Genomic DNA, 24,955 nt, shown 5'->3' with positions numbered 1-24,955 from the left:
AGAATCTAAAATCTAAAATCTAAAATCTAGGATGACTCTACCGCTACGCAATTCTCGAATAAAGCTGTCCCAAGGACAAATCTTCTGGCGCGAAGTCGGTCAAGGGCCAGTTTTGGTTTTTTTACACGGATCGGCTCACGATAGTAGTCAATGGCTACCTGTCATCGATTGTTTGAGTCGAGATTACCACTGCTTTGCCCCAGATTTACTCGGCTTTGGTGACTCTGAACGCCCGAATGTTCACTACTCGATTGAGTTAGAGATGGAATGTCTCGCTGAGTTGTTGGAAGCATTAAACCAGCGGGAAGTTTTTTTAATTGGTCACTCGCTGGGAGGGTGGATTGCGGCGAGCTTCGCGCTGAAATATTTGGAACAGGTGCGCGGATTAGTGCTGTTAGCTCCAATTGGGGTGGAAGCGGAGGGATTAAGAACCGAGCGATCGCGCCCCTCTCTATTTACATCTCTATTTAAGCGGCTGTCTAAGGTGGTATCCTCCGGGTGGCGATCGCTCATAGATGCGATCGCTCGTGTCTCCAACAATCGCCTGTTTCCCCGCAAGCAGACTGGGCAAAAGAAGCGGCGACAAGAACAGCCGGTGCAGTTTCCCACTACCGACAAGCTATTATTTCAACGCCGCCGCGCCGAAATTCAAGCAGAATTATTGAAAGAAAGACTGGAGTGGCTGAAAGTCCCCGTTATGATTTTGCAAGGCGATCGCGACAGTCGTTCTAGAATTGCCGAAAGTCAAGCCTACGCGGACTTAACTCCATCAGCTCAGTTGGAAATTATTAGCTTTGCGGGAAACGATCTACCCGAAGCGTTGCCAGATGTCGTGGCTCAGTATATTCGAGATTTCGTTAGTAAGCATTAGGGGCGCATAGGCTGTGCGCTTGTAGTGGAGTTAATAAAAGAACCTCACCCCCCAACCCCTCTCCGCTTGCGGAGAGGAGCCGGAGCCGCAGGTGGAGGCGGGGTAAGGTTTTTCTCAATTGTGGAGAATCAAGCGGATTTGATGTGAATCGCTTTATTAAGGACTAAGAACTAAGGACGACTGACCGCATTCCCATAAATATCAGATTCGGGTCGCTAATTATCTGACTGGCTATTTCAGGAAACTGGATTTGGAGATAAGCAAATAAAGTAGCGCGATCGCCTCCCGTCAAAATCACCCGACTACCTGGAAATTTCTGCCACCAAGCCTGGATAAAGTCTTTGATTCCAGCCAAGACAGTGTAGATAACGCCACTCTGAATCGCCTCCGGTGTGTTTACAGCAAAACGCGGCGGCATTTCCTGGGGCAATTCTATCGGTGGTAACGCAGCAGTTCTTTGGGTTAGAGACTGTAGCTGTAACCTTAACCCAGGCAAAATCGCCCCACCCACTAGCCGATGGTTGACATCTGCACTCGTAAATGTCAAAGCAGTTCCAGCGTCAATCACTAAAGAAGGCAAGCCCCAAACTTCGCCAGCACCCAACACCGCTAAAGCCCGGTCAATACCAAGAGTGGGATAAAGTCCTTCAAGGGGCAATTGGTCTAAAGTCATGACACGGATATCTGGGTAACTTTGCCAAAGTGCTGTTTGCTCTGGAACCACCGAAGCCAGATAAATCGGCAACTTTGATTGCTGATTGTGGATTTTGGATAGTGAATTGGTCGGACTGGGTGGCAAAATTTCCAGTGGAAATTTACCCGCTGCTAAGCGCTGCGCCAGACGATTCACAGTTGCCGCTGGCAGATAGTAGCTATCCCAGGCATCCTGAAGAATTTCTCCCACAAAGTACGCCCAGTGCAGCCGCGAATTCCCGATCGTCAAAGCTAGCCAATTCATCGTTCTCTGAGCCTGGAGCCGTTCGGCACTTTTAAAACTCTTAACTCACTCATAGGTTTTTTAATAAATCTTTACAAGAGACTCGTGGCAGAATGAAAGAAGAAAAAATACCTAATGGGTTGCAACAGAAGGAGACCAGAGATGGTAGCGCTCACCGACCGAACCCAAAAACGCCTCACCATGCAGACCGGCGAAATCGCCCCTGACACGACAACGATTCGCTCGCTTGACTGGGATCGCGATCGCTTCGACATTGAATTTGGGCTGCAAAACGGCACCACCTATAATTCCTTCATCATTCGGGGTGAGCAGACGGCTTTAGTGGATACCTCCCATGAAAAGTTCCGCCAGCTATATCTGGATGCATTACATGGACTCATCGACCCAAAAGAAATTGATTACCTGATTATCAGCCACACCGAGCCAGACCACAGCGGATTAGTCAAAGACATCTTGAAACTGGCTCCTCAGGTAACGGTGGTTGGGTCAAAAGTCGCAATCCAGTTTATCGAAGATTTTGTGCATCAGCCGTTTGAGCGGCGAATCGTCAAAAATGGCGACAAGTTGGATTTAGGCAACGGACACGAATTGGAATTCGTGATTGCTCCCAACTTGCACTGGCCCGACACGATTTTCACCTTCGACCACAAAACCCAAATCCTGTATACCTGCGACGCCTTTGGCTTGCACTATTGCTCAGATAGCACCTTCGATGAAGATTTAGCCGCCATCGAAGCCGATTATCGCTTTTACTACGAATGTCTGATGGCTCCGAATGCTCGTTCAGTGCTATCTGCACTGAAACGGATGGGAGAACTACCAGAAGTACACACCATCGCCACTGGACACGGCCCGCTGCTACGCCACAACGTCGTGGAACTGACAGGACGTTATCGCCAGTGGAGTCAAGCTCAAACCAAGGGCGAGACGACAGTAGCGGTATTTTACGTCTCCGATTACGGGTATAGCGATCGCCTTTCCCAATCTCTCGCCAAAGGCATCACCAAAACAGGCGTCGCCGTCGAGACACTCGACCTGAAATCCGCCGATCCTCAGGAGGTGCAAGAACTGGTAGGGCGTTCATCCGGCTTAGTCATTGCCACACCCCCAGCCGCCTCTGCCGCCGCCCAAGCTGCGATTGGCACCGTTTTAGCCGCTGCTAAGGAAAAACAAGTAGTCGGGATTCTGGAGTCCTACGGAGGAGATGACGAACCCGTCGATCCGCTGGTGAGTAAATTTAGAGAGTTAGGGCTGACAGTCGCATTTCCAGCAATTCGGATTAAAGATACACCCGGAGAAGCCACCTATCAGTTGTGTGAAGAAGCAGGTACAGACTTAGGACAATTGCTCACCCGCGATCGCAACATCAAACAGATTAAATCTCTTGATGCCGAATTAGAAAAAGCCCTGGGACGCATCAGCGGTGGATTGTACATCATCACTGCCAAAAAAGGCGAAGTCAAAGGTGCCATGTTAGCTTCCTGGGTGGCACAAGCCAGCTTCCAACCCCTAGGATTCACCATCGCTGTCGCAAAAGACCGGGCTATTGAGTCGATGATGCAAGTAGGCGATTGCTTTGTCCTCAACGTCTTAGAAGAAGGAAATTATCAAAATTTGATGCGGCACTTTTTAAAACGATTCCCCCCTGGCGCAGATCGATTTGCCGGGATCAAATCTCAGCCTGCGGAGAATGGTTCCCCAATTCTGACGGAAGCCCTCGCATACATGGAGTGTGAAGTCTCTAGCCGCATGGAATGCAGCGATCATTGGATAGTTTACAGCACCGTTCAATCCGGTCGCGTCTCCAAACCCGACGCCCTCACAGCGGTTCACCATCGCAAGATCGGAAATTATTATTAACGCTCTTGATGCGCCAAGGTTAGCGCTCTCGGTACGCAAAGAAGCAGCTTTAACTTTGCGTATGAGAGTGTACCTTTGCGTTTAAAAAAATTACCGTTTTAACTTATGATGACAGCCACAAAACCCCGCGATGTTCAGGTTCTCCCGATTGGTGCAGATACAACTGTGTTGCGATCGCGCACTTGGGACAGACTTAAGTTTGAAATCGAATATGCTCTACAACGGGGCACAACGGCGAATTCTTATGTGATTCAAGCGGATAAAACAGCGCTCATCGATCCGCCGGGAGAATCATTTACAGGCATTTTTCTTTCCGCTTTACAGCAGCGATTTGACTTAAACAAGCTGGATTACGTGATTTTAGGACACGTCAACCCCAACCGAGTTTTTACGCTGAATGCTTTACTAAAACTGGCTCCTCAAATTACTTTTGTTTGCTCGAATCCAGGGTCAATTCTGCTGCGAAATCTTTTTGAAAACACTTTCCCAGAGACTTTACAAGAACACAATCTACAAATTGCCATAATGCGAGGGGAAGAAACCCTCGATTTAGGCAAAGGTCATCACTTACAATTTATCCCCACGCCTAGTCCCCGTTGGCCTGACGCCCTTTGCACCCACGACTCCCTAACCGAAATTTTGTATACGGATAAGCTTTTCGGGGCGCACGTTTGCGGCGATCAGGTGTTTGATGAAGGATGGACGGTGTTTAGCGAAGATCGGCGCTACTATTACGATTGTCTGATGGCTCCCCACGCTCGGCAAGTCGAAACAGCGCTAGACAAACTCACACAGGATTTGCCAGCCAGACTCTATGGGACGGGTCATGGCCCCTTGGTGCGCTACAGTCTAATTCCGCTGACGCAAGCTTACCGTCAATGGAACCAGCAGCAAAGGGCAACTGAAACGAGCGTGGCGCTGCTCTATGCTTCAGCTTATGGAAATACGGCGACCTTGGCGCAAGCGATCGCTAGTGGTATTACCAAAGCAGGCGTTGCTGTCGAATCAATTAACTGCGAATTTGCCGAACCCTCGGAAATTCAAGAAGCTGTAGAAAAATCAGATGGGTTTATCATGGGTTCTCCTACCCTCGGCGGTCATGCTCCCACGCCGATTCAAACTGCCTTGGGCATTGTCCTATCCAACGCGAGCAAAGGCAAGCTGGCGGGTGTTTTTGGTTCTTATGGCTGGAGTGGGGAAGCGATCGATCTACTAGAAGGCAAGTTAAAAGATGCTGGATATCGCTTTGGCTTCGACCCGATTCGAGTCAAATTTAAACCCACCGAGGTGACGCTGAAATATTGCGAAGAAGCCGGGACAGACTTCGCCCAAGCGTTGAAAAAAGCTAAAAAAGCCAAAATGGCTCGACAACAGTTAAGCGTGCAACCGATTTCACCTTCGCAATCTGCCAGGATCGAACAAGCGGTGGGGCATCTGGTTGGCTCTCTTTCCGTTGTAACAACGAAACAAGGCGAACTCAGCGGGGCGATGTTGGCTTCTTGGGTGTCTCAGGCAACTTTTAATCCCCCCGGTTTAACCATTGCTGTCGCCAAGGATCGAGCGATTGAATCGCTGATGCATTCTGGCGGAAAATTTGTTTTAAATATTTTGGGAGAAGGCAAGCACATCGGCTTGATGAAGCATTTTCTCAAACCTTTTGGTCCTGGTGAAGACCGATTTGCGGGTGTCGCTACGCAAGACGCCCAAAATGGTTGTCCGATTCTCACCGATGCCCTTGCTTATCTGGAATGTACTGCCCGCAACCGGATGGAATGTGGCGATCACTGGTTGGTCTACGCTGTGGTGGAAAATGGCAAGGTGTTACAGCAGGAAGGCGTCACCGCCGTTCATCACCGAAAATCGGGTAGCCATTATTAAATAACGCCCAGTGCATAACGCCCAGTGCAACTTTTTCTGAGTGAGCAACCGATTTATCAGGAGTTTGGAGAGGGAAATCTCACTCGAATGAGTGGGGAAGACATCCCGAAAGTTGCACACCGTTTTAACTAATAATTAATTGGGGATTGCTATTGTGCTGTAAGTTGTTAGCTTGGAAGATAGCGATCGCTATCTTTGGATCTGCTGGCTCAGTATTTTTTCAAAGTAAAGGAGACAACATAGCGGGCGCTGACGGCTTCCGCCAAGTGCGATCGCTAAAGCTTACTGCTAGAGCCGAAAGGCTTGAAGGGTTGAAATGGCGCTATTTGAGACTGCTCAAAACAACTTTCGACACAGGCTAACTCGTGCGATCGCGTTGCCGTTGATTTTGATGCTAGCGCTCTCCGGCATCTTATTTTTGCAGCTCAACCACCTACTTTCGGTAACGCGGTGGGTTGACCACACCAATCGAGTTATTGCCCAAGCGAACTATACTCAGAGATTGCTATTAGATATGGAAACCGGGATTCGCGGGTATCTGATCACCGGCAATCCGGCTTTTTTAGCGCCTTACCGACAGTCAAGTTTGTTAATCAATCCGGCTTTTAATGACTTGCGTTCTTTAATTTCGGACAACCCGCGACAAACTCAGCGTCTCAAAGAGTTGCGGGCAATTTATGAACAGTGGAATCGATATGCCCCCTCCCAGATCGCTCGCAAGCAGCGCAGTAGCGATTATCAATTCTCTGTGCTTAACACTCGTAGACAGCTAATGGACGCGATGCGGAGTCAGCTTGCCTCGTTCATCGAAACCGAGGAGGTTCTGCGGGATGTTCGCACCGACACCGCTCAAAAAACAACCCAACTGACAATCGGCAGCACTCTCGGCTTAACCATTGGGTTGGGAAGCCTGCTGGCATTGTTCACCAACCGTCAGTTGATGGCAGTAGCAAAAACCTACAAACACGCCCTCGCGATCGCCCAAGAGCAAACAAACGCGCTGCGTCGATCTGCCCAGCGGTTGGAAGCATTGCATGAGATCGACCAGGCGATTCTGGCAGCACATTCACGGGCAGAACTTGTCCGCGCGGCATTGTCCCGGATGCGGCGCTTAGTGCCTTGCCAGCAGGCTTTTGTGGTGTTGTTTAACTTTGAAACTGGCGTTGCCCAAGTGATAGCCGGAAGTGTCAACGGAGATTTGTGGTTCAAAGAAGGCGCTACGCTTCCCATTGACGAGTTTGTGCCTGGATTTGTCTTAGAGCAACAGAGAACCTATTCTCTAGAGAACGCGGCACTCAATCGTTGTCCGCCTGCCATGAAGCGAATGGGGGAAGGGCAAAGCAGCTGCATGACTGTACCCCTGCGGGTCGAAGAAAATCTGCTCGGCGAACTGATTCTAAGTGCCACGGAACCGGCAACGTTTAATCCGGAACACCAAGAGATTGCCATTGAGGTTGCCAACCAACTTGCGATCGCGATGCAGCAAGCTGAGTTACGAGAACAACTCGAACAGTACAATGCACAACTGGAGCAGCGCGTCAGCGATCGCACTGTCCAATTGCAGGAAGCAAATGCTGAATTAGAAGCGTTTGCCTATTCCGTTTCTCACGACCTCCGTGCGCCATTGCGTGCTATGCAGGGTTTCAGTCACGCTTTGTTAGAAGACTATAGCGACTCCTTAGATGCCATCGGGCAAGATTATGCCCAGCGCATTATTACGGCTTCTCAGCGCATGGATACCTTAATCCAGGATCTGCTCGACTATAGTCGCCTCAGCCGCACGGAGATCCGTCTCCAGCCGATTTCCCTAGAAACGTTGGTGGTGGAAGTCCTCGCTCAACTAGAGCCAGAACTGCGGCAAAAACAAGTCCAAGTGACAGTAGAACCACTGCTGCCTCAAATCGTCGGGCATCGCACCACCTTGATTCAAGTCTTGACAAATTTGCTAAATAATGCGATAAAATTCATCGCTCCTGGAGTCCAACCGCAGGTGCGAGTATGGGCAGAAGTTAGGGAGAGAGGGGAAGCCGAGAAACAGGGTATTGTAGAGACAAGAGCGATCGCGTCTACAGCCGAAGAGCCAGAGAGTAATCAACCTTCAGCAACTTCCCAATTTTGGGTACGCTTGTGGATAGAAGACAACGGCATCGGCATTGCTCCAGAACATCAACAACGCATTTTTCGCGTCTTCGAGCGCCTACACGGAATTGAAAGTTACCCCGGCACTGGCATTGGGTTGGCAATTGTGCGGAAAGGGTTAGAACGCATGGGAGGTCATGCCGGAGTCGAGTCGCAAGCTGGTGAGGGAAGCAGATTTTGGATAGACCTGCCCAAGGCTAGAGACGAATGTTGAACGCGTCTAACTATACTATTTTGCTGGTGGAAGACGACTCCAATGACATTTTCCTGATCCAGCGAGCTTTTCGGAAAGCTAACCTGCTTAACCCATTGCAAGTGGTGGAAAATGGGGAGGCAGCCGTGTTTTACCTTGCGGGCGAACCGCCTTACACCGATCGCGATCGCTACCCCCTACCCGTTTTGATCCTGCTAGACCTGAAACTCCCTCGCAAGTCGGGTCTTGAGGTGCTGGAATGGTTACGGCAGCAGCCAGACCTGAAGCGCCTGCCGGTTGTTGTTCTAACTTCCTCCGAGGAAAATCGTGACATCAACCAAGCCTATGACCTGGGAGCCAACTCTTACTTGGTTAAACCAGTTGCTTTTGAAGCGTTGCTGGATATGGTGAAAACACTGAATTCATATTGGCTCATTTTCAACCAGAAGCCAAAATTAGAGGAAGGTTGAAAGGGGAAAAGTTACAGGTTGAAAGTAGATAAAGTTGAAAGTGGAAAAGGTGAAAGTGGAAAAGTTGACAGATGCAAGGCAAACAGATCAATTACGTTCTTCAGCCTTCAACCTTCAACCGGCAACTCTCGTAGAATCCTCAACCTTCAACCCTTTCAACCTTCCAACTGAATAGCGGATATGAGCCAAACTTTACGTATTCTACTGATCGATGACAACCCTGATGACCGCCTTCTAGCAGCTCGTCAGCTCAACCGAGCCTTTTCCGATCTCCAAATCCAGGAGATTGCAGAAATCAATGGCTTAAACCAGGCGCTGGCGGCAGATGGCTTCGATGCCGTTGTCACTGACTATCAACTGCGCTGGAGTGATGGTCTACAGGTGTTGCGTGCCGTTAAAGATCGGTATCCCGACTGCCCCGTGGTGATGTTTACTAATACAGGCAGCGAAGAGATTGCTGTAGAAGCGATGAAGGCGGGGCTGTCCGACTACGTTCTGAAGTTGCCCAAATATTACAACCGTTTGCCCGCTGCGGTGCAGTTAGCCCTAGAACGAGCCGAAACTCAGCGAAGAGCCGCTCGTCTGGAAGCGCATCGGCAAGCTTTGAGCGAGGTATCGCGGGCTTTTGCTGAGAAAATTCCGGAATTTCAAGCAGTTCTAGAACTGGTCAGTCAGCAAATAGCTCAGCGACTGGGAAATCTGTGCGTAGTTCGCATCCTATCAGATGATGGAAAGTACCTCAACCCGGTAGCAATTTATCATCCAAACCCAGAAGCCCTCGCCTGTTTGCAAGAAACCCTCGCCACGGAGCCACACCGCGTTGATGAGGGTTTGACGGGTCGGGTCTTTAAAACGGGCGAGACGCTACTGATTCCAGTCGTGTCGCCAGAGGAGATACAACCTTTGAGCGAGTCCAAGTATTTGCCCTACTTGCAGCGCTTTGGGATATACAGCATTTTGATCGCACCCTTAGAGGTACGAGGTCGGCGGATTGGGACTTTATTCGTTTCGCGCGATCGCCCCGGATATTCCTATACTCGTGATGACCAATTCTTTCTGCAAGACCTCGCGGAGCGGGCTGCTTTGGCAATTGACAATGCCCGACTCTACCGGGAAGCACAGGAGGTAAATCGCCTCAAGGACGAGTTCCTTGCCACCCTGTCTCACGAACTCCGCACTCCCCTGAACTCTATCCTCGGATGGGCAACACTACTCCGCACTCAGAAGCTAGATCCCTCTGTTATCTCTCGCGCCCTTGAGAGTATTGAGCGCAACGCCAAGGCGCAGGTAAAACTCACCGATGAAATTTTAGATGTCTCGCGGATTATTCGGGGCAAGCTGCACCTGAATATTCGCTCGATCGAGCTGAGACCTATCATTGATGAAGCGATTAATATCTTGCGTCCGGCAGCGGATGCCAAGGGGATTCGAGTCAAGGCGGTACTAGACCGCTCAGTCGGCTTGGTCGCTGCCGATCCAGATCGCTTGCAGCAAGTCGTTTGGAATCTACTCTCCAACGCCATCAAGTTCACATCAGAAGGCGGGCAAATTGAGGTGCGGCTGGAGAGGGTTGAAGGAAAACTTCAAGAAAAAGTTGAAGTGCAACCCACGAACTCTCCACCTAATAACCCGCAACCTTCAACTTTCTTTGCCCAAATCCAAATTAGCGATACAGGCATGGGCATTAGCCCCGACTTTCTGCCCTATGCGTTTGACCGCTTTCGTCAAGCTGATGCGAGTATCACGCGATCGCATGGAGGATTAGGACTCGGATTAGCGATTGTGCGTCACTTGGTGGAATTGCACGGTGGCACCGTTCGTGCTGCCAGTCTCGGAATCGGGCAGGGAGCAACGTTTACAGTGCTTCTACCACTTTTTGATAAAAGTCGAGAAACCGAGGGGCAGGAGCGCCAGGGGGCAGAGGAGCCGGGGAGCGGGGAAGCTAAGGAGAAGGTAGCACAAGCACCTCAACTCCTGAGCGGATTGCAGGTTCTAGTTGTGGATGATGATACGGATACACGCGAATTGATCGCCCTCGTGCTTGAAGAGTCTGGGGCGAAAGTGAAAGCGATCGCATCCGTAGCCGAGGCGTTAGAAGTCCTTCGTAACTGGCAGCCCGATTTGCTGGTGAGTGATATTGGAATGCCAGAGGAAGATGGCTACGCCCTCATCGGCAAGATGAGAAATCTGGAAGAAAAAACCGGAAAACAAATTCCAGCCCTAGCGCTGACCGCCTACGCTAGGGAGGAAGATAAAAACCGCGCCCTGAAGGCAGGGTTTCAAATGTATCAGTCTAAGCCCGTCGAGCCTGATGATTTAGTGGCGGCGGTGGCACTTCTGGCTGGGTGTGCAGGTTAAGTCTAGCTAAGGCGCTTTTCTAGATATTGACCGATCATTTGCTGTTCTCCGGCACGGGAGATGATCGTTTGCCGGGTGCGGTAGCTTCGACCAATCAGTTTTAATTCTTCTTCAAATGAAGAGTCTCTGTACTCTGTCCGCAAGCACAAAGTTTTGGGATTGGGGAAATAATACTCAGCCGTGACGGGTTTCGGAGTGGCAAAGCCGCGATCGCGATAGAGTGTGGTTCCTAATGCGCCAAATAGTGTCGAACCTTTGGACTCTTTGCGGTTTGTGACTGAATTTGTGCTGTTCCATTCTACATAGGAACCACAAATCAGCGCTGCTGGATCTTCCAGCTGGTGTAACTCTGCCAAATGTAGCAATTCCGAGCTTCCCTGTTCCAGAAACCGGACGGTAATCAGACTCACCATCTCCTTGGTTTCTCCATCCGGCAGCGTATAGTAGCGTCTTTCAGAGTGCCATTTGCCCTCTGATTCCTGAAAAAACGCTGCAATTAAAGATTCTTCATTGGTTTGGGCAAGTTGTCTTAGTGTTGTCACCAGTACCAGTCCTCATATGAATTGAAAATAAAGTTCTTGCAAGCGTCAATTTTTGCTTGGTAGCTATGGGACTTATCACCCTTTTATTTGACCTTTATGCAAGCAATCTGATGAACGGTTGTGCAAGTCGCGGTTTCTAGTGACACCCGATCTGGGTACAGTTGAGCGCCACTATATCGGGTCAGCTATCTGGCACTTAGCTGACGTACCACCTTGGTTAGAGTGGTAAGCCTGCCAAAATGCAAGTTACTGTTAACAATCTTAATAATAATAGATGATAGCTAAAAATACTTAGTAGCGGCTCTGTCATCCGGAAGAATCTTAGAACCGTCTATCCCATAAGGGCACGACGAAAGGTGGAAAAGCTTTCGAGAGAGATGATCGCGGTTTTCAGTTGCGTGTAATACTTTGAACCTCACCCCCAACCCCTCTCCGTTCACGGAGAGGGGAGAACAGGGAACCCCTCCTCGTTTATGGGGAGGAGAATATGGAACCTCACCCCCAGCCCCTCTCCGTGAACGGAGAGGGGAGAATATTAAACCCCTCTTCGTTGACGGCGCGACACTAGCGGCAGCAAGGCGGGGCAGGCAGCGAGGAGAATCGGGAATATTAAACCCCTCCTCGTTTACGGGGAGGGGCAGGGGTGGGGTTAAAATGTACGGCATCCAATCGAGAATAGCTATCTAGCAATCTATATTTGAGTTGTGAGCCAAGCGATCGCGGACATTCGCCTCAGATGTCGCCCACTGGACGATCGCTTGGGTTAAGCCGTCTAGAGTGTATTCTGGGGCTTCGACATCCACTCGCCCCAGCAGAGAAAGACAGGTGTTAGAAGTTTGAGGGCCAATCGAGGCAATACAGACACCTTGTAAAGGCAATTTATCGATTTCACCGACTAATTGACCAAAAAATTGCACGGTTTTAGAACTTGCAAAAGTAATCACATCCACTGCTTGTCGCTGGAGGGCATCTAAGGCGGCGGGTGCGATCGCTTTCGGACACTGAGATTGATAAGCCGCCACTTCGATTACTTCTGCTCCTTGGGCGGTTAATTCCTTCACCAAGACTTCTCTTCCACCCGTTTCCACTCTGGGAAACAGAATTTTCTTGCCTTCTAACAGTTCTGGAAAGTATTCAACCAGCGAATCTGCAACAAAATCTGGGGGAATAAAATCGGGTTGTAAGCCTTGCTGCTTGAGACTTTGAGCAGTTTTCTTCCCGACAACGGCAATTTTGACCCCGGCTAAGGCACGGGCATCTTGATTTCCCGCTTCCAACCGTTCAAAAAAGTAATCAACCCCGTTGCTGGAAGTGAGAATTAACCAGTCGAAATCCGATAAGTGCGCGATCGCACGATCCAATTCTTCCCAACTGGAAGGAGGAGTAATTTCCAGCGTCGGCATCTCAATCACCGTCGCGCCTTCTTCTTGGAGGCGCAAGCAAAACTCACCCGATTGTCCTGCGGCGCGTGTCACCAGGATAGTTTTCCCAGCTAGCGGTTGGGAAGAGTTTTGAGTCGTTAGAGACGAGGTTTTCTGAGAACTGTGGCTTCCCATAGGTATGTCTGATAAACTCACCCCTGCGGATTGGGTTGAAGATTCTGATGATTGTACGGGCGGATTTAGGCGTCGATCTGAGACGACTGGTGCATCTGGCGATCGCAAGTATTCTCTCAAACCGACGACTTCCCCGATGGTAATGACGCTGGGAGAGAGAGATTCACCCCTAGTTTGCTCAACGATAGTGCCCAGCGTAGCTGTCCAGACTTGTTGTTGAGGCGTTCCCGCCCAACGAATCGCGGCGACGGGAGTAGAAAGCGATCGCCCATATCGATGCAACTGATAGACAATTTCACCGAGATTGCGCCCACCCATCAAGATTACCAGCGTTTCCATCCGCGCCAGCGCTTCCCAGTCCAAAACATCTGGCTCATGGGCAGTAATCACCGTGAAACCTCGGCTCATCACCGGATCTGTTAGCGGAATCCCCGCCAGCAACGGTGCTGCCAGTGCTGAAGAAATCCCCGGTACGACTTCAAAAGGGCACCCAGCGGCAATTAATGCCTGAATTTCCGAAGTAGAACGCCCGAAAATAAACGGATCGCCACTTTTTAGCCGCACGACTTGCTTTCCCTGCTGACAGTGTTCTACCAGCAGTTGGTTAATTTCAGCTTGCGGTGTGCTGGGTTGTCCACCGCGTTTGCCCACATCCAACTTCAGGCAACTTTCAGGCACCAACTCCAACAACTGGGCATCTACGAGGGCGTCGTAGACTAACACCTCTGCCTCAACCAGCAGATGTTGTGCCTTGACGGTGAGGTAAGCAACATCTCCCGGTCCCGCCCCCACCAGATATACTTTTCCGGTACGCTCAGTCATGATTTGGCTGCGCTCAAATGAATTTGAAGCTTATTTCGGGATGTCCATTTCTTGGATGAGTTGATCGAGTTGTTGTTGCTCGGTTGTACCCGCTTTATATAAGTTTCTAGCTTTTTGAAGAATTGCGATCGCTTCCTCGATTTTGTCTTGTTTAATCAGCGTGTCTCCCAACCTCAAATAAGCATCGACATTTTTGGGCGATCGCTCAATCAATTCCCGGAATATGGGTGTTGCCTCGTCAATCTTATCTTGCGCCATCAGCGCATTTCCCAACAGCAATCGAGCCATGTCATTGGTGCGGTGTCGCTCAATCACCTGGCGAAAAGCTGTCTCTGCACCCGCATAATCTTTGTCTTTATAAAGTTTCACTCCTTTTTTAAAAAAGTTTGAAGCGACGAATGTCTTCCCCAAGAAAAAACCCAGGAGAGTTAGACTAATCCCGACGACAGCGACAGCCAGAAAATAAGTTAGTTGAGATGTTTCCGTTTCCACCCTTGGTAGCCCTCCGGCACTTCTAGCGGTTCTATTTTGCTTAAGCTTACCCTGACGATTGTTTTAACCTTTCTTACGCTAAAAGACAGGCGGCGGGGAAAATTAGATATTCTAAGAAAAAGAGTTTCCAAATAAATTGGTAAAAAGATGCGATCGCGCTCTTATCCTGCAAATCTACACTTCTACTTCGCCACCACAGCAACAAGAGTGCGAATACATGAGTAATTATCAAAAATGTGGAATTAACCGCACTTAGGGACAATATTCCAGCCATAATCATGCCCAGGTAGCAGACCGTAATCACCCAAAGAGAGAGATTAAAGACGGCTGGCTTACCAAGTTGGATCGTAAACGTGTTGATGTTGTATTGCTTATCGCCCTCCATGTCGGGGATATCTTTAAAGATAGCGATCGCAAACGTAAATACCAACACAAACACCGTCAGCGCCCAGACTGATGCCGGAATCGCTTGACTTTTTTGCAATACCCAATTGAAGTGCAAAAACAGCCCTAAATTGACAATGACTCCGCGCACGGTGAAAATGCACAGCGCTGCCCAAAAAGGAAATCGTTTTAACCGAATCGGTGGCAGAGAATAGGCTGTACCAATGGCTAAGCTAACCCCCACGGTGAACAGTAAATATCGTCCTAGAAGAAGCGCCAACAGCAGCGCCACACTTCCACTAATGGCGACAATAATTTGAGCTTGCGCCCTAGAAAATTCACCAGCAGCGATGGGTAAATGGGGTTTATTAATTTTGTCAATTTCCACATCTTCGAGCTGATTTAGCCCGACAATGTAGACATTTCCGCCCAGACAGGCAATCCATGCACCCAAAAACTGTTCGACGCTGGTGACGCCCCCGGAAGCTGTTGCAAGCGCGATCGCGTACAACGCCATCACGCTCAGGCTGGTGCCAATAATCGTATGAGGGCGGGAGAACTTCCATAAGGCGTAGAGCCAGGAACCAGTACGCCGCACCGGGTGGGACTCAGAAGGACTGGTTTTGGGAAGGGAAGACTTTTCAGGAGAAATCTGGCTCATGCGTGCCTGAATGAATACTCAGGCTTGATTTTAAGCAATTTTTGTTCCCAAACGTTATTTCTTAGTCGCACAGAGCAATCCGAATCGAATCAGTCCTTGCTCATAGCCCCGGCTCATTAATCCGAGTGAAAGCGCCGCTTGAATCGTTGTCCAGCCGGAGAAAAGCAAACCCAGAACCGCTCTGGGATCGAGCGTCGAATCAATCACGATATCCCAAAATGGGGCGACAGCTTTTGACCAATCTGCCGTGCGAATATTCTCGAAGGAAACTTTGCGAGCCAGCGTTTCATATTCTGGCAGTGAAATCACGTAAGGCAAAGCATACACGCGGTAGATTTCCGCCAGATGTTTCCGCTCATCATCTGTCAGCTGTCCATCTGCGCCCCCGACAGGACGATGACACCACGTTGCCATGAGAAAAGTTCCCCCCGGCTTTAGCACCCGGTAGCACTCCTGCAAGAACTTCTGCTTATTGGGCATATGTTCGCCACTTTCGAGCGACCATACAAAGTCAAAGGAATCGTCAGCGAAGGGCATATTCAGGGCGTCTGCCACCTGGAACGATGTGCGATCGCTTAATCCAGCAATGGCTGCCCGTTCTTTGGCTCTAGTCGCCTGGACGGGACTCAGGGTGATTCCCGTTGCTGCTGCGTTAAATTTTTGCGCCAAGTAAAGAGAACTGCCGCCAATCCCGCAGCCGACATCGAGGATATTGGCGGGGGAGGGTTTTAAACCCCCCTCTAGCGGCACTTCAGCCCACTTGAGCAATTCTTCAATTAAGTCAATTTGCGCTTGCCGCCGGTCTTTTTTCAGAGTACCATCAGCACCATAGTATCCGTGGTGCATATGTTCGCCCCAAATCCGTTCCCACAGACCGGATGAAGCGTCGTAGAACTGCTGAATTTGCTGATAAAGAGTTGAAGTCATGAAATTTTCAGGCGGTGTTGCTGAAAATTAGCCTACCAGAACTCGGAAAGCAGTAAGCTCTAAAAAGACTTTTCCTGATAGACCCCTAGACCATGACTGTTGCCCGAACTATTTGCTTGGGATTTCTTGCCCTCGTCACTTTGGGAACGATTTTACTGATGCTGCCGTTTTCAACCAGTGACGGCAGTTGGAGCAATCCGATAATCGCGCTATTTACTGCCACGTCTGCGGTCTGCGTAACTGGTTTATCGGTGGTCGATGTGGGGAAATTTTATTCGTTTTGGGGACAATTGTTCCTTGTCTTGCTGGTTCAGGTAGGCGGATTGGGCTACATGACGGCAACGACGTGCCTGTTGCTGTTGCTAGGACGCAAGTTTGGACTACGAGACAAGATAGCGATTCAACAATCGCTCGACAAGCCAGGATTAGCTGGTGTGGTGGACTTGGTACGCTCAATCATTGCCACAACGCTGATTATTGAAATTACTGGCATCTTTTTACTGATGCTGGTGTTTGTACCCGACTACGGGTTGGATCGCGGTCTTTGGCTATCGATTTTTCATAGTGTGAATGCTTTTAATAATGCAGGCTTTGGCTTGTTTTCAGATAATTTGATGCAATATGTGCGATCGCCTTTGCTCAACCTGATTGTCACTGCCTTGATTATTTTGGGTGGGATTGGCTATGAAGTGATTATGGAAGCGTATTTATGGACGCGCGATCGCTTATCCAAAAGTCAAGCTTGTGTAGTCTTTTCTCTCAACTTTAAGATTGCTACCACGACCACTCTCTTTCTCCTCATCCTGGGAACAATTCTCTTTTTGTTTACAGAATTCAACAATCCACAAACCTTTGGCCCACTTAGTTTCCCTGAGAAGCTTATGGCGGCTTGGTTTCAATCGGTAACACCTCGAACGGCTGGTTTTAATACCATTGATATCGGGAAATTGACCGAAGCGTCTCTTTTTATTACCGTTGCCTTAATGTTTATTGGGACAAATCCTGGCAGTACCGGCGGCGGAATTAAAACCACGACGACAAGGGTTTTACTGAGTTCTACTTTTTCAGCATTACAAGGGAAGGAAGAAGTAGTTTCTTACCAGCGCCAAATCCCGAAGGCGCTAATTGTGAAAGCGACTGGGGTGACAGTTGGTTCGCTTCTGGTGGTCATTGGTTCCACCACTTTAATTGCGATAAGCGATCCACAATTGGCGTTTATCCAAATTTTATTGGAGGTTGTTTCAGCCTTCGCTACTGTTGGACTTTCTACTGGGATTACAGCGAGCATTTCAGTTTTCGCCAAACTGGTATTGATTGCCACCATGTACATCGGTCGGGTGGGAGTTTTACTCCTGATGTCAGCGATTCTGGGAAATCCCAGTCCCAGCATTATCCGCTATCCGGAGGAGAATTTGTTGGTCGGATAGCGATCGCATTCCCGATGCTTGATAAGCTAGAACCTGAGTAATCTTTAAGCTTTTTGTCAGTTGTTTGTGACCCAATTGCAGCTTGTAGATTAAAAGGTTGAAAGTTAAAAGGTCGGTTTAAACCGACAATTGTTTTCGACGAATGATCCCTAACTCAATGAGTCAGTTCGGAGTTTATTTGTGAACTTATCATCTTTAAACTTTTTTCGCAGTCTCAGCACTAATACCAAGAATCAATTCGCAGTCATTGGGTTAGGTCGTTTTGGTCGTGGCGTCTGCTCGACCTTACACCATCTGGGCTACGAAGTGCTAGGTATTGACGCCGAGGAAAAGAGAGTCGCCCAAGTTTTGACCGATCAAATCGCTTCCCATGCCTTGCAGCTGGACTCGACTGAACCCGCTGCGCTTAAAGAGGGAGGAATTTTTGATTTTGATACGGTCATTGTGGCAATTGGGAATTATCTCGAAGCTAGCGTGGTAACGACCCTGAATCTGAAGGAAGGCGGGGTGACTCATGTGGTAGCAAAAGCATCCTCGGAAATCCATATGAAACTCCTGACAAAAGTCGGGGCAGATCATGTGGTATTTCCAGAGCATGAAATGGGGTGTACGTTAGCGCGATCGCTGACTAAACCAGCTATTTTAGATCGATTCGATCTGGACGTTGATAACAGTATTGTAGAAATTATTATTCCAGACGATTTTCACGGCAAAACCATCTCTGAACTACAACTTCGCAGCCGCTATGGTTTAAATCTGCTAGCAGTCAGTCACAATGGCAAGTTTGAAATTAATCCCAATCCCAACCATCGACTCTATAAGGGAGCCGCAATGGTTGTGATTGGTTCCAACAAAGACATTAATCGCCTACCCATTTAAGAAATTAAAAATTAAAAATTAATCAAGATATTTTTTTAATTTTTAATTTTTAATTTTTAATTTTTAATTTTTAATTCAAGAAGCCCCTAACTGCTGTAGAAACTGGTTAATCTGGTCAATTTTGTCTGCATTCCCCTGCTGATTGAATAGCGTTTTAGCTTGGAAAAGAAAGGGAATTGCTTCTTCGCGTCGTCCAGTTTGTTGCAGCGTTACTCCCAAGTTAAAAAAGGCATCTGCCAGAGTGGAATTGAGGACAATCGCTTCTTGGTAATTCGCGATCGCTTCCGCCAGCAGACCTTGCCGTTGCAGAGCCACGCCCAGATTATAAAGAGTCACGGCATCATTTGGGTTGAGGCGCTTGGCTTCCCTCAATGCCGCAGCTGCATCTTTGACCTGGTTCTCCTTTAACAGCATTGCTCCCAATTGTTGATAAGCGTCGCCATCATTGGGATTAAGACGCACCGCCTGCTTGAATCGATTGGCTGCCGCTTTGGAGTTACCTTGCTGGACAAAAATTAAACCCATCTGGTACTGAGCCTCTGCCAAGTTCGGATTCTTAGAAGCCGCTGCATTCAGGGCGTTAATTGCTTGTGTCGGCTGATTTTGCTGCGCGTAAAGTAACCCCAGTTGATATTGAGCATCGGCAAGCGTTGGGTCAAGTTCAACTGCTTTTTGAAACTGAGCCATCGCGGCTTCATTTTGATTTTGGTTGACTAACAGCAGTCCCAGATTATAGTAAGCGACTGCATATTTCGGGTCATTCTGAATCGCCTGCTGATAGGCAGCGATCGCTTCTTGTGTTTGACCTTTTGCCTCCATCGCCAAGCCCACATTATAGTAAGCATCTGCCAACTTGGGATTTAAACTTAGCGCTCGTTCATACGCAGTCAGTGCGGCGTCGGGTTGCCCTTGCTTATATAAAGCAACTCCCAAATTGTAGTAAGCTTCTCCCAAATTGGGGTCGAGACGAAGCGCTTGCAGGTACTCATTCGTTGCCTTCTCAAGCTGTCCTTGCTCGGCTAGAGAATTCCCCAACAGATAATAAGCCATCGCAATGCTGGAATCGAATTCAAGCGCTTTGCGAAGAGCTAGCTCTGCCCCCCGATAGTCTCCGCGATTATACCGCGTCACTCCTTGTTGGAAGTAAGTCGCTGCCTCAAAATCTTGAGTGTATAGACCTTCGACCATCTGCTTAGTGAGTACGGGCGACTCAAAAGAGGTTGTCTTTTGTCGCCCAGTCCGCGATTCACCGGCAAAGGCAGTACTGGCAGTCGTCAAACCAAGACCGATCAAAGCAGCCGCAAGGAGATAAATTCGTTTGTGGTTTTTAAGCATATCTAGAACCCCGCACCACTCGCTATTTAGGAAAAAGGTAATTGGGAAGGTAATTAGTTGTCAGTTGCAATTTACCACTGACCAGCGATGATTGACATTCCTCATTACCTTAACTTGTCCCATCGTCATCTGATTGTCGCTTCCGGCAAGATTAGCATCGCGTCCCCAAAAGAATAGAAGCGATACCGATGCTTTGTCGCCACTTGGTACAATTCCAGCAACCGCTGACGCCCGATTAAAGCACCCACTAACATCAGCAAACTCGAACGGGGTAAGTGGAAATTGGTAATTAACCCCTCCACTACCCGCCACTGGTAGCCGGGATAGATAAATAACTCCGTCTTGCCCCTAAAGGGGTGTAATTCCCCATTCATAGCAGCTGACTCAAGCGATCGCACCACCGTTGTCCCCACGGCAATAATCCGACCCCCCCTCGCCTTGGTTTCCCGAATTTGTTCCACCGTAGACTGGGGGACTTCTACCCACTCCCCATGCATTTTGTGGGTGGTAATATCCTCTACTTCCACTGGGCGAAACGTCCCGACCCCGACGTGCAGCGTCACCGAAGCCTGCTGAATGCCTCGTTCTTGCAAGCGCTGGAGTAACTCTGGGGTAAAGTGTAGCCCAGCCGTGGGAGCAGCGATCGCTCCTTGAGCCTGGGCATACACAGTTTGGTACTGTTCCGCCTGGGATTGGGAATCTGTAATGTAAGGAGGTAGCGGCACTTGACCGTATTTCTCCAACAAATCTTCAAACCGACTCCCGGCTGGAACATCAAACTGCAACACCCGCCCCCCCGTCGCCTCATCCCTAGACAAAATCGTCGCACTCAATTGATTCGGGCTTGAGGCTGGGTTCAATTTTTCCTCAGCCCCTAGTTTCTGTGGTTCAAAGAATATCTGTGCCCCCGGTTGCAGACGTCGCCCTGGTTTCACCAAAGCTAGCCAGCAGTTGTTCTGCTGTTCCTCCAGCAGCAACACCTCCACGGGGGCACCCGTAGATTTACGACCCCGGAGGCGGGCAGGGATGACACGAGTATTATTTAATACCAGTAAATCTCCGGACTGGAGGAAGTCGGGTAAATCCCGAAAAATGGCGTGGCTGGGATGATCTGGGGATACCACCAGCAAACGCGCACTATCCCTTGGCACAGATGGATTCTGGGCAATCAGTTCTGCCGGGAGTTCATAGTCATAACTGGCGATTAACCGATCGATATCTATATCATCCCGGCTGGGTGCTTCAGCTTGAAACCGTAAGGATTCGGGGCTGTCTATCTTTAATCTTCTTGCCCCACTAACGGCTTTTGACTCTCCCAACCGGGGATCGCTGATGTGACTGTCTTCGTTAAATTCTGTCATGCCGTTAGTTTACTGATAAGGAATCGATCAATTTAACTTTGCAGATTGGGTAAATACCCCCAGATAAGAACGGGGGCTTCTCCCCTATCGCAGACTATCTTACTCATGGAGAATGAGAGTTATAGAACCAGCACGACCTAGACACTAAGAACTTCTCATGGAATACGTCTACTTTCTGGCCAATGCCAGCCTGACACTACGGGTGGTTGAGTATTTACACACAATGCCCCAGTTGCCCGTTCGTTTAATGACGGTGATTCATCAGATTGATGGCTGGGTGATCAAGGTCAAAATGAGTAACCATCTAAACGCGCAGCAAGATGGTGACTTCCGGGCGTTCATGAACGAACTGGGTATTCCCTACGAACCGGCTATTCGCCTCCAGATGGCGCTTTGGAGTCTGGAAACTGGACAGTCCCCCATCGATGTGATGCGTCGCTACCAAGTCGCTGTGGTTTCTCATGGTAGTCCCGATCGGAGCGATATTGAAGCCTTTCGCCAGCAGTTCACAAAAGGGCTGGGATATTGCCCGGAAACTCTAGCTTAATTAACTTAACGGCTCATCGAAAGCGGACTGAATATAGTCTTGTAGACTCAACTGATATTCTCCCACAGCTAAATTTCTAGGTTCTGGTAAAGAAATCAAAGGGAGCTTTTCAGGTTCTGGTAGCAGAACAGTATTGGTCTTAGGACGTTGACATCTGACCAAAGCGACATCAAACCGGCAAGGAAGATTTACTAAATCTGGGCGCTCTGCCAAAAAAAGCTCTGCTGTGCGCCAGAGTTTAGCTTGCTTTTGCGGTGTAATCGCTAGCATTCCATCCGCATCCCAATTTCCCCGGCTGCGAGTTTTGACCTCGACAAAGATTAAGCAAGAGGACAGGGTAATGGGGCAATGGGGAACGGGTGATGGGTAATGGGTAGTGGGAAACTCTTCCTCCCGCTGTCTTCCTGTCTTTCTGTCTCCCCCTCCCTTACCTTCATCTGGGCGTTGTCGCGCAATTATATCAATTTCTCCCCAGCGGCAACGCCACCGGCGCTCAAGAATTTCCCAGGCTTGGGAAATCAACCATTGAGCAACTAGGTCTTCTCCTAAAACACCGATATCGGGATAATGAGATAGACGACGGTTTTCCATCAAATGGAACCAGCATGAAGTGTAGGCTAGATAATCGGATTTCGACAATTTTACTCGGTTTATTGCTTGTGGCGATCGCCATTGCCTCTTTTGGCGCGATCGCATCTCCCGCCTGGGCGAACGACTACAACAAAGAATTTTTGATTGGTGTAGATTTCTCCGGCAAAGAGCTGACCGACTCCAGCTTTACTAAAGCCAATCTCCGCAGTAGTAACCTGAGTCATACGAATTTGCGGGGTGTCAGTTTTTTTGGGGCTAATCTGGAAAGCGTCAATTTAGAAGGAGCCGATCTCAGAAACGCAACTCTGGACACAGCCCGCTTGACCAAAGCGAACTTAAAGAACGCGGTTTTGGAAGGGGCGTTTGCCTTTAACACTAAGTTTGAAGGTGCGATTATTGATGGAGCTGATTTTACAGATGTGCTGCTTCGTCGGGATGTGCAACAACAGTTGTGTAAAATAGCGTCCGGTACCAATCCCACTACTGGGCGCGAAACCCGCGAAACTTTGTTTTGCCCCTAATCCTTTTTGAGCGCTCTGAGGAGGTTCTCGATGAGCGTGCAATACAAATCCTCTCCGGGACACGGCATTACCATGCCCCGGAGAGTGTTATCTATACAACTGAGAATTGCGATATTTCTCAATGAATTGAGAACGGCAATATAAGGATTCTGTCTTAACTGCCAGAAAAAACAGAATCCTTATCTGGTGAGGTTTCCAGATTTGCCTCTAACCAAAAGGGCTAATTAACCGTAGTGTTGATGGGTGCATCAGCGATTGTAGCCGCAGATTGGCGTAAGCGATCGCCATACAGAGCCAGTGCATTGCCGCTAAGCAATAGTTCTAAATGCTCCCGGTCATAATCGGCAACAGTTGCAGCATCCTTGACACAGTCATGGAGTACCCCATCCCAGTGCCCATAATCCCCAGAGAAGCAAGCCAGATGTTTGCCAATTTCTCCCATCGCAATGTGAAGATAAGCAGGGCCTGGATCGTCTGATTCAAAGGAAGTAAAGATTTGACCCCGCTCAAAGTATTCCAACGGATCTCGATGGCGGAGATCGTAATGCTCATAAAGACTTGCATCCTCAATCTGAGATGGGTCATGCTGAGCATTCCACAGGAGATCGAAGAGATTTTTTGCCTGACTAATCAGATTGATATTGTTGTGAGTGCCTCTTTCCTGAATCATCAGCTTGGTGAATTCCATCAGGGAAGGACGATAGGGATGCTTGGGGTCAAAGTCACGGATGCGTTTTTCCCAATGCTCGTGGAAAGCATGGGCAAGATCCGGCACCCAACCACAACCGCCTTCTAAAAAGCCAACCCGCAGGGAGGGGAATTGCTCAAACGCCCCATCAAAAACCATTCTGGCTAAAGCCAATTGTTGCTGGTTCCGCTGCACAAAAATGTGCGTCAGGACAAAGGTTTCCACATGATCGGAAATCCCCCCCACCATGTACGATCCCGGCCCTCCGTGAATGCCCAGACCAATATTCAAATCGGCTGCTGCTTGCAGGATCGGGCGGAAGTCAGGATGGCTAATCGCTTTACAGGTACGGATATCGGGGAAAGCTTGGGGCGCTTTCGGATGGGGAATCGGTAGGTTTGGGGCAACCGCGACGCTAATCATGCCCAGTTCGTTGATGCAACGGTGCATTTCAGCAACCGCTGCATCTACATCCTGTAGAGGCAATACACCAATCGGTTTGAGCCGGTTATCGTAACCCCGGCAGTCGTCGGCAATGTAGTTGTTGTAGGCACGGCACAGCGCGATCGCAAAGTCTTTATCCAATAAGCTAGAAAAGACTAAGTTGAGCGTGCCGTAAATTACCTGGATATCAATGCCTTCTTTATCCATGTGTTCAATCCGCACGCGATTGAACATTGCCCCCAAGGTTGTATCTGGATGCAGGTTGCGAAAGCCACCTTTCCCCAGTCCTTGAGGCTGCGGAAACATCCGCATAAAGTCGTTTTTACCTGTTGCCGGATTAAAGTCTACGATTCTCGCCCGTTGGTCGCCCAGACTATCAATCGCTAAACCGATGCGATCGCGATACTCTGGCTCTAGATAATCCCGCATTACTAAAGGATTTTCTATTTTATGGGCATCTGCATCAATTACCAGTAGACCTTGATACATGAACACTCCTTAATAATTTGCTCAATCGTTACCTGCAAATAAATTCCAGGTTTTCAGGGCGTCGGATAGAAGCCTGCCCCGATGAAGACACAATGTTTTTAATTGAATACTCGCCTTGCGGCTGAAATTTAATTCAACGCTTTCTGCTTGCGATGCAAGTATGTCCAAACTTGGCGCAGTCCAAACCAGTTCTCAAAAGACCACATGAGGGAAACCAGGATGGTAATGCCGGGGTACTTGACAAAAGCCGGGTGATTCTTCTCGAAGACAGCATGACCGCCCAAAGCGAATACTTGGGTGAGGACTAAACACACAAGCGTTAACCGCCAATCATAAAACAGAAAACCCACAGCGGCGATCGCTAGCACATTAGTCAAGTGGTGCAGAAACTGGTTGATGGGATGCTGATGACTCGCAACAAAGTGGGCTTTAGCCTCCTGGAAGTAGCTCAAAGTAATTCTCCTGCGGTTGAAACCCGAATTTGTCAAACTCAAAGCGTTGTAGGAACGATATCACTAAGTCTCTTGCGAAAGGGAGAGAAATTAGAATTTTTTTAGGTTGC

General features: G+C 49.0%; 21 protein-coding genes. 10 read left to right on the top strand and 11 right to left on the bottom strand.

Annotated elements, in window-relative coordinates; all coding sequences use genetic code 11:
• Positions 1–31: 31 nt before the first annotated feature.
• The gene (locus H6F52_RS20245; protein ID WP_190536561.1) at positions 32–871 is read left to right on the top strand and encodes an alpha/beta hydrolase; all 840 of its coding nucleotides are present in this window, start codon (positions 32–34) and stop codon (positions 869–871) included.
• A 163-nt stretch (positions 872–1,034) separates the two neighbouring features.
• Here the strand turns inward: H6F52_RS20245 and H6F52_RS20240 are convergent, their stop codons facing one another.
• Complete coding sequence (locus H6F52_RS20240; protein WP_190528111.1) at positions 1,035–1,829, bottom strand: pantothenate kinase; 795 nt, start codon at positions 1,827–1,829, stop codon at positions 1,035–1,037.
• Between the two features lie 141 nt (positions 1,830–1,970).
• Here H6F52_RS20240 and H6F52_RS20235 point away from each other — a divergent pair, with 141 nt between their 5' ends.
• The 5 genes from H6F52_RS20235 to H6F52_RS20215 all read left to right on the top strand — a co-directional run bounded on the left by H6F52_RS20235 (position 1,971) and on the right by H6F52_RS20215 (position 10,727).
• A complete protein-coding gene (locus H6F52_RS20235) occupies positions 1,971–3,689 on the top strand; it encodes a diflavin flavoprotein (protein ID WP_190528113.1) in 1,719 nt (572 codons plus the stop codon).
• A 108-nt stretch (positions 3,690–3,797) separates the two neighbouring features.
• Positions 3,798–5,567 (top strand): diflavin flavoprotein, encoded by a 1,770-nt coding sequence (locus H6F52_RS20230; RefSeq protein ID WP_190536611.1) that lies wholly within the window; start codon positions 3,798–3,800, stop codon positions 5,565–5,567.
• Between the two features lie 316 nt (positions 5,568–5,883).
• A complete protein-coding gene (locus H6F52_RS20225; protein ID WP_190536560.1) occupies positions 5,884–7,920 on the top strand; it encodes a CHASE3 domain-containing protein in 2,037 nt (678 codons plus the stop codon).
• Positions 7,914–8,369, top strand: a complete 456-nt coding sequence (locus H6F52_RS20220) for a response regulator (RefSeq protein ID WP_190536559.1) — start codon at positions 7,914–7,916, stop codon at positions 8,367–8,369. Before H6F52_RS20225 ends, H6F52_RS20220 begins: the two co-directional genes overlap by 7 nt.
• Positions 8,370–8,549: 180 nt before the next feature.
• The gene (locus H6F52_RS20215; RefSeq protein WP_190536558.1) at positions 8,550–10,727 is read left to right on the top strand and encodes a response regulator; all 2,178 of its coding nucleotides are present in this window, start codon (positions 8,550–8,552) and stop codon (positions 10,725–10,727) included.
• A 2-nt stretch (positions 10,728–10,729) separates the two neighbouring features.
• Here the strand turns inward: H6F52_RS20215 and H6F52_RS20210 are convergent, their stop codons facing one another.
• The 5 genes from H6F52_RS20210 to H6F52_RS20190 all read right to left on the bottom strand — a co-directional run bounded on the left by H6F52_RS20210 (position 10,730) and on the right by H6F52_RS20190 (position 16,111).
• Positions 10,730–11,269: a phycobiliprotein lyase gene (locus H6F52_RS20210; protein WP_190427680.1), complete on the bottom strand. Its 540-nt coding sequence runs from the start codon at positions 11,267–11,269 to the stop codon at positions 10,730–10,732.
• Positions 11,270–11,952: 683 nt separating this feature from the next.
• Complete coding sequence (gene cobA / locus H6F52_RS20205; protein WP_190536557.1) at positions 11,953–13,647, bottom strand: uroporphyrinogen-III C-methyltransferase; 1,695 nt, start codon at positions 13,645–13,647, stop codon at positions 11,953–11,955.
• Positions 13,648–13,677: 30 nt separating this feature from the next.
• Complete coding sequence (locus tag H6F52_RS20200) at positions 13,678–14,139, bottom strand: tetratricopeptide repeat protein (RefSeq protein WP_190536556.1); 462 nt, start codon at positions 14,137–14,139, stop codon at positions 13,678–13,680.
• Between the two features lie 73 nt (positions 14,140–14,212).
• Positions 14,213–15,184 (bottom strand): homogentisate phytyltransferase, encoded by a 972-nt coding sequence (locus H6F52_RS20195; RefSeq protein ID WP_190536555.1) that lies wholly within the window; start codon positions 15,182–15,184, stop codon positions 14,213–14,215.
• A gap of 54 nt (positions 15,185–15,238) precedes the next feature.
• Complete coding sequence (locus H6F52_RS20190) at positions 15,239–16,111, bottom strand: methyltransferase domain-containing protein (protein WP_190536554.1); 873 nt, start codon at positions 16,109–16,111, stop codon at positions 15,239–15,241.
• A gap of 92 nt (positions 16,112–16,203) precedes the next feature.
• On the opposite strand from H6F52_RS20190, the gene H6F52_RS20185 reads away from it, so the two are divergent.
• Both H6F52_RS20185 and H6F52_RS20180 read left to right on the top strand, forming a co-directional pair.
• Entirely contained in the window at positions 16,204–17,538 is a 1,335-nt protein-coding gene (locus tag H6F52_RS20185; protein ID WP_190414646.1) for a TrkH family potassium uptake protein, read from the top strand.
• A gap of 180 nt (positions 17,539–17,718) precedes the next feature.
• Positions 17,719–18,417, top strand: coding sequence for an NAD-binding protein (locus H6F52_RS20180; RefSeq protein ID WP_190414647.1), 699 nt, complete (start codon positions 17,719–17,721; stop codon positions 18,415–18,417).
• Between the two features lie 75 nt (positions 18,418–18,492).
• Here the strand turns inward: H6F52_RS20180 and H6F52_RS20175 are convergent, their stop codons facing one another.
• Both H6F52_RS20175 and queA read right to left on the bottom strand, forming a co-directional pair.
• Entirely contained in the window at positions 18,493–19,752 is a 1,260-nt protein-coding gene (locus H6F52_RS20175) for a tetratricopeptide repeat protein (RefSeq protein WP_190536553.1), read from the bottom strand.
• A gap of 125 nt (positions 19,753–19,877) precedes the next feature.
• Positions 19,878–21,113, bottom strand: a complete 1,236-nt coding sequence (gene queA, locus H6F52_RS20170; RefSeq protein WP_190536552.1) for a tRNA preQ1(34) S-adenosylmethionine ribosyltransferase-isomerase QueA — start codon at positions 21,111–21,113, stop codon at positions 19,878–19,880.
• A gap of 157 nt (positions 21,114–21,270) precedes the next feature.
• Here queA and H6F52_RS20165 point away from each other — a divergent pair, with 157 nt between their 5' ends.
• Positions 21,271–21,660, top strand: coding sequence for a hypothetical protein (locus H6F52_RS20165; protein WP_190414650.1), 390 nt, complete (start codon positions 21,271–21,273; stop codon positions 21,658–21,660).
• Here the strand turns inward: H6F52_RS20165 and H6F52_RS20160 are convergent, their stop codons facing one another.
• Positions 21,661–22,251, bottom strand: a complete 591-nt coding sequence (locus H6F52_RS20160) for a YraN family protein (protein WP_190536551.1) — start codon at positions 22,249–22,251, stop codon at positions 21,661–21,663.
• Positions 22,252–22,265: 14 nt separating this feature from the next.
• Here H6F52_RS20160 and H6F52_RS20155 point away from each other — a divergent pair, with 14 nt between their 5' ends.
• Complete coding sequence (locus H6F52_RS20155) at positions 22,266–22,772, top strand: pentapeptide repeat-containing protein (RefSeq protein ID WP_190414652.1); 507 nt, start codon at positions 22,266–22,268, stop codon at positions 22,770–22,772.
• A gap of 220 nt (positions 22,773–22,992) precedes the next feature.
• On the opposite strand, the gene H6F52_RS20150 is transcribed toward H6F52_RS20155, so the two are convergent.
• A complete protein-coding gene (locus H6F52_RS20150; protein WP_190536550.1) occupies positions 22,993–24,393 on the bottom strand; it encodes an amidohydrolase family protein in 1,401 nt (466 codons plus the stop codon).
• 128 nt (positions 24,394–24,521) lie between these two features.
• Positions 24,522–24,845, bottom strand: a complete 324-nt coding sequence (locus H6F52_RS20145; RefSeq protein WP_190536549.1) for an Mpo1-like protein — start codon at positions 24,843–24,845, stop codon at positions 24,522–24,524.
• Positions 24,846–24,955: the final 110 nt, after the last annotated feature.

This window comes from Coleofasciculus sp. FACHB-542 (genome assembly GCF_014695825.1).
Taxonomy (GTDB): Bacteria; Cyanobacteriota; Cyanobacteriia; order Cyanobacteriales; family FACHB-T130; genus FACHB-T130.
The sequence above is the reverse complement of the archived record's forward strand: the minus strand, read 5'-3'. Positions and strand labels throughout refer to the sequence as shown.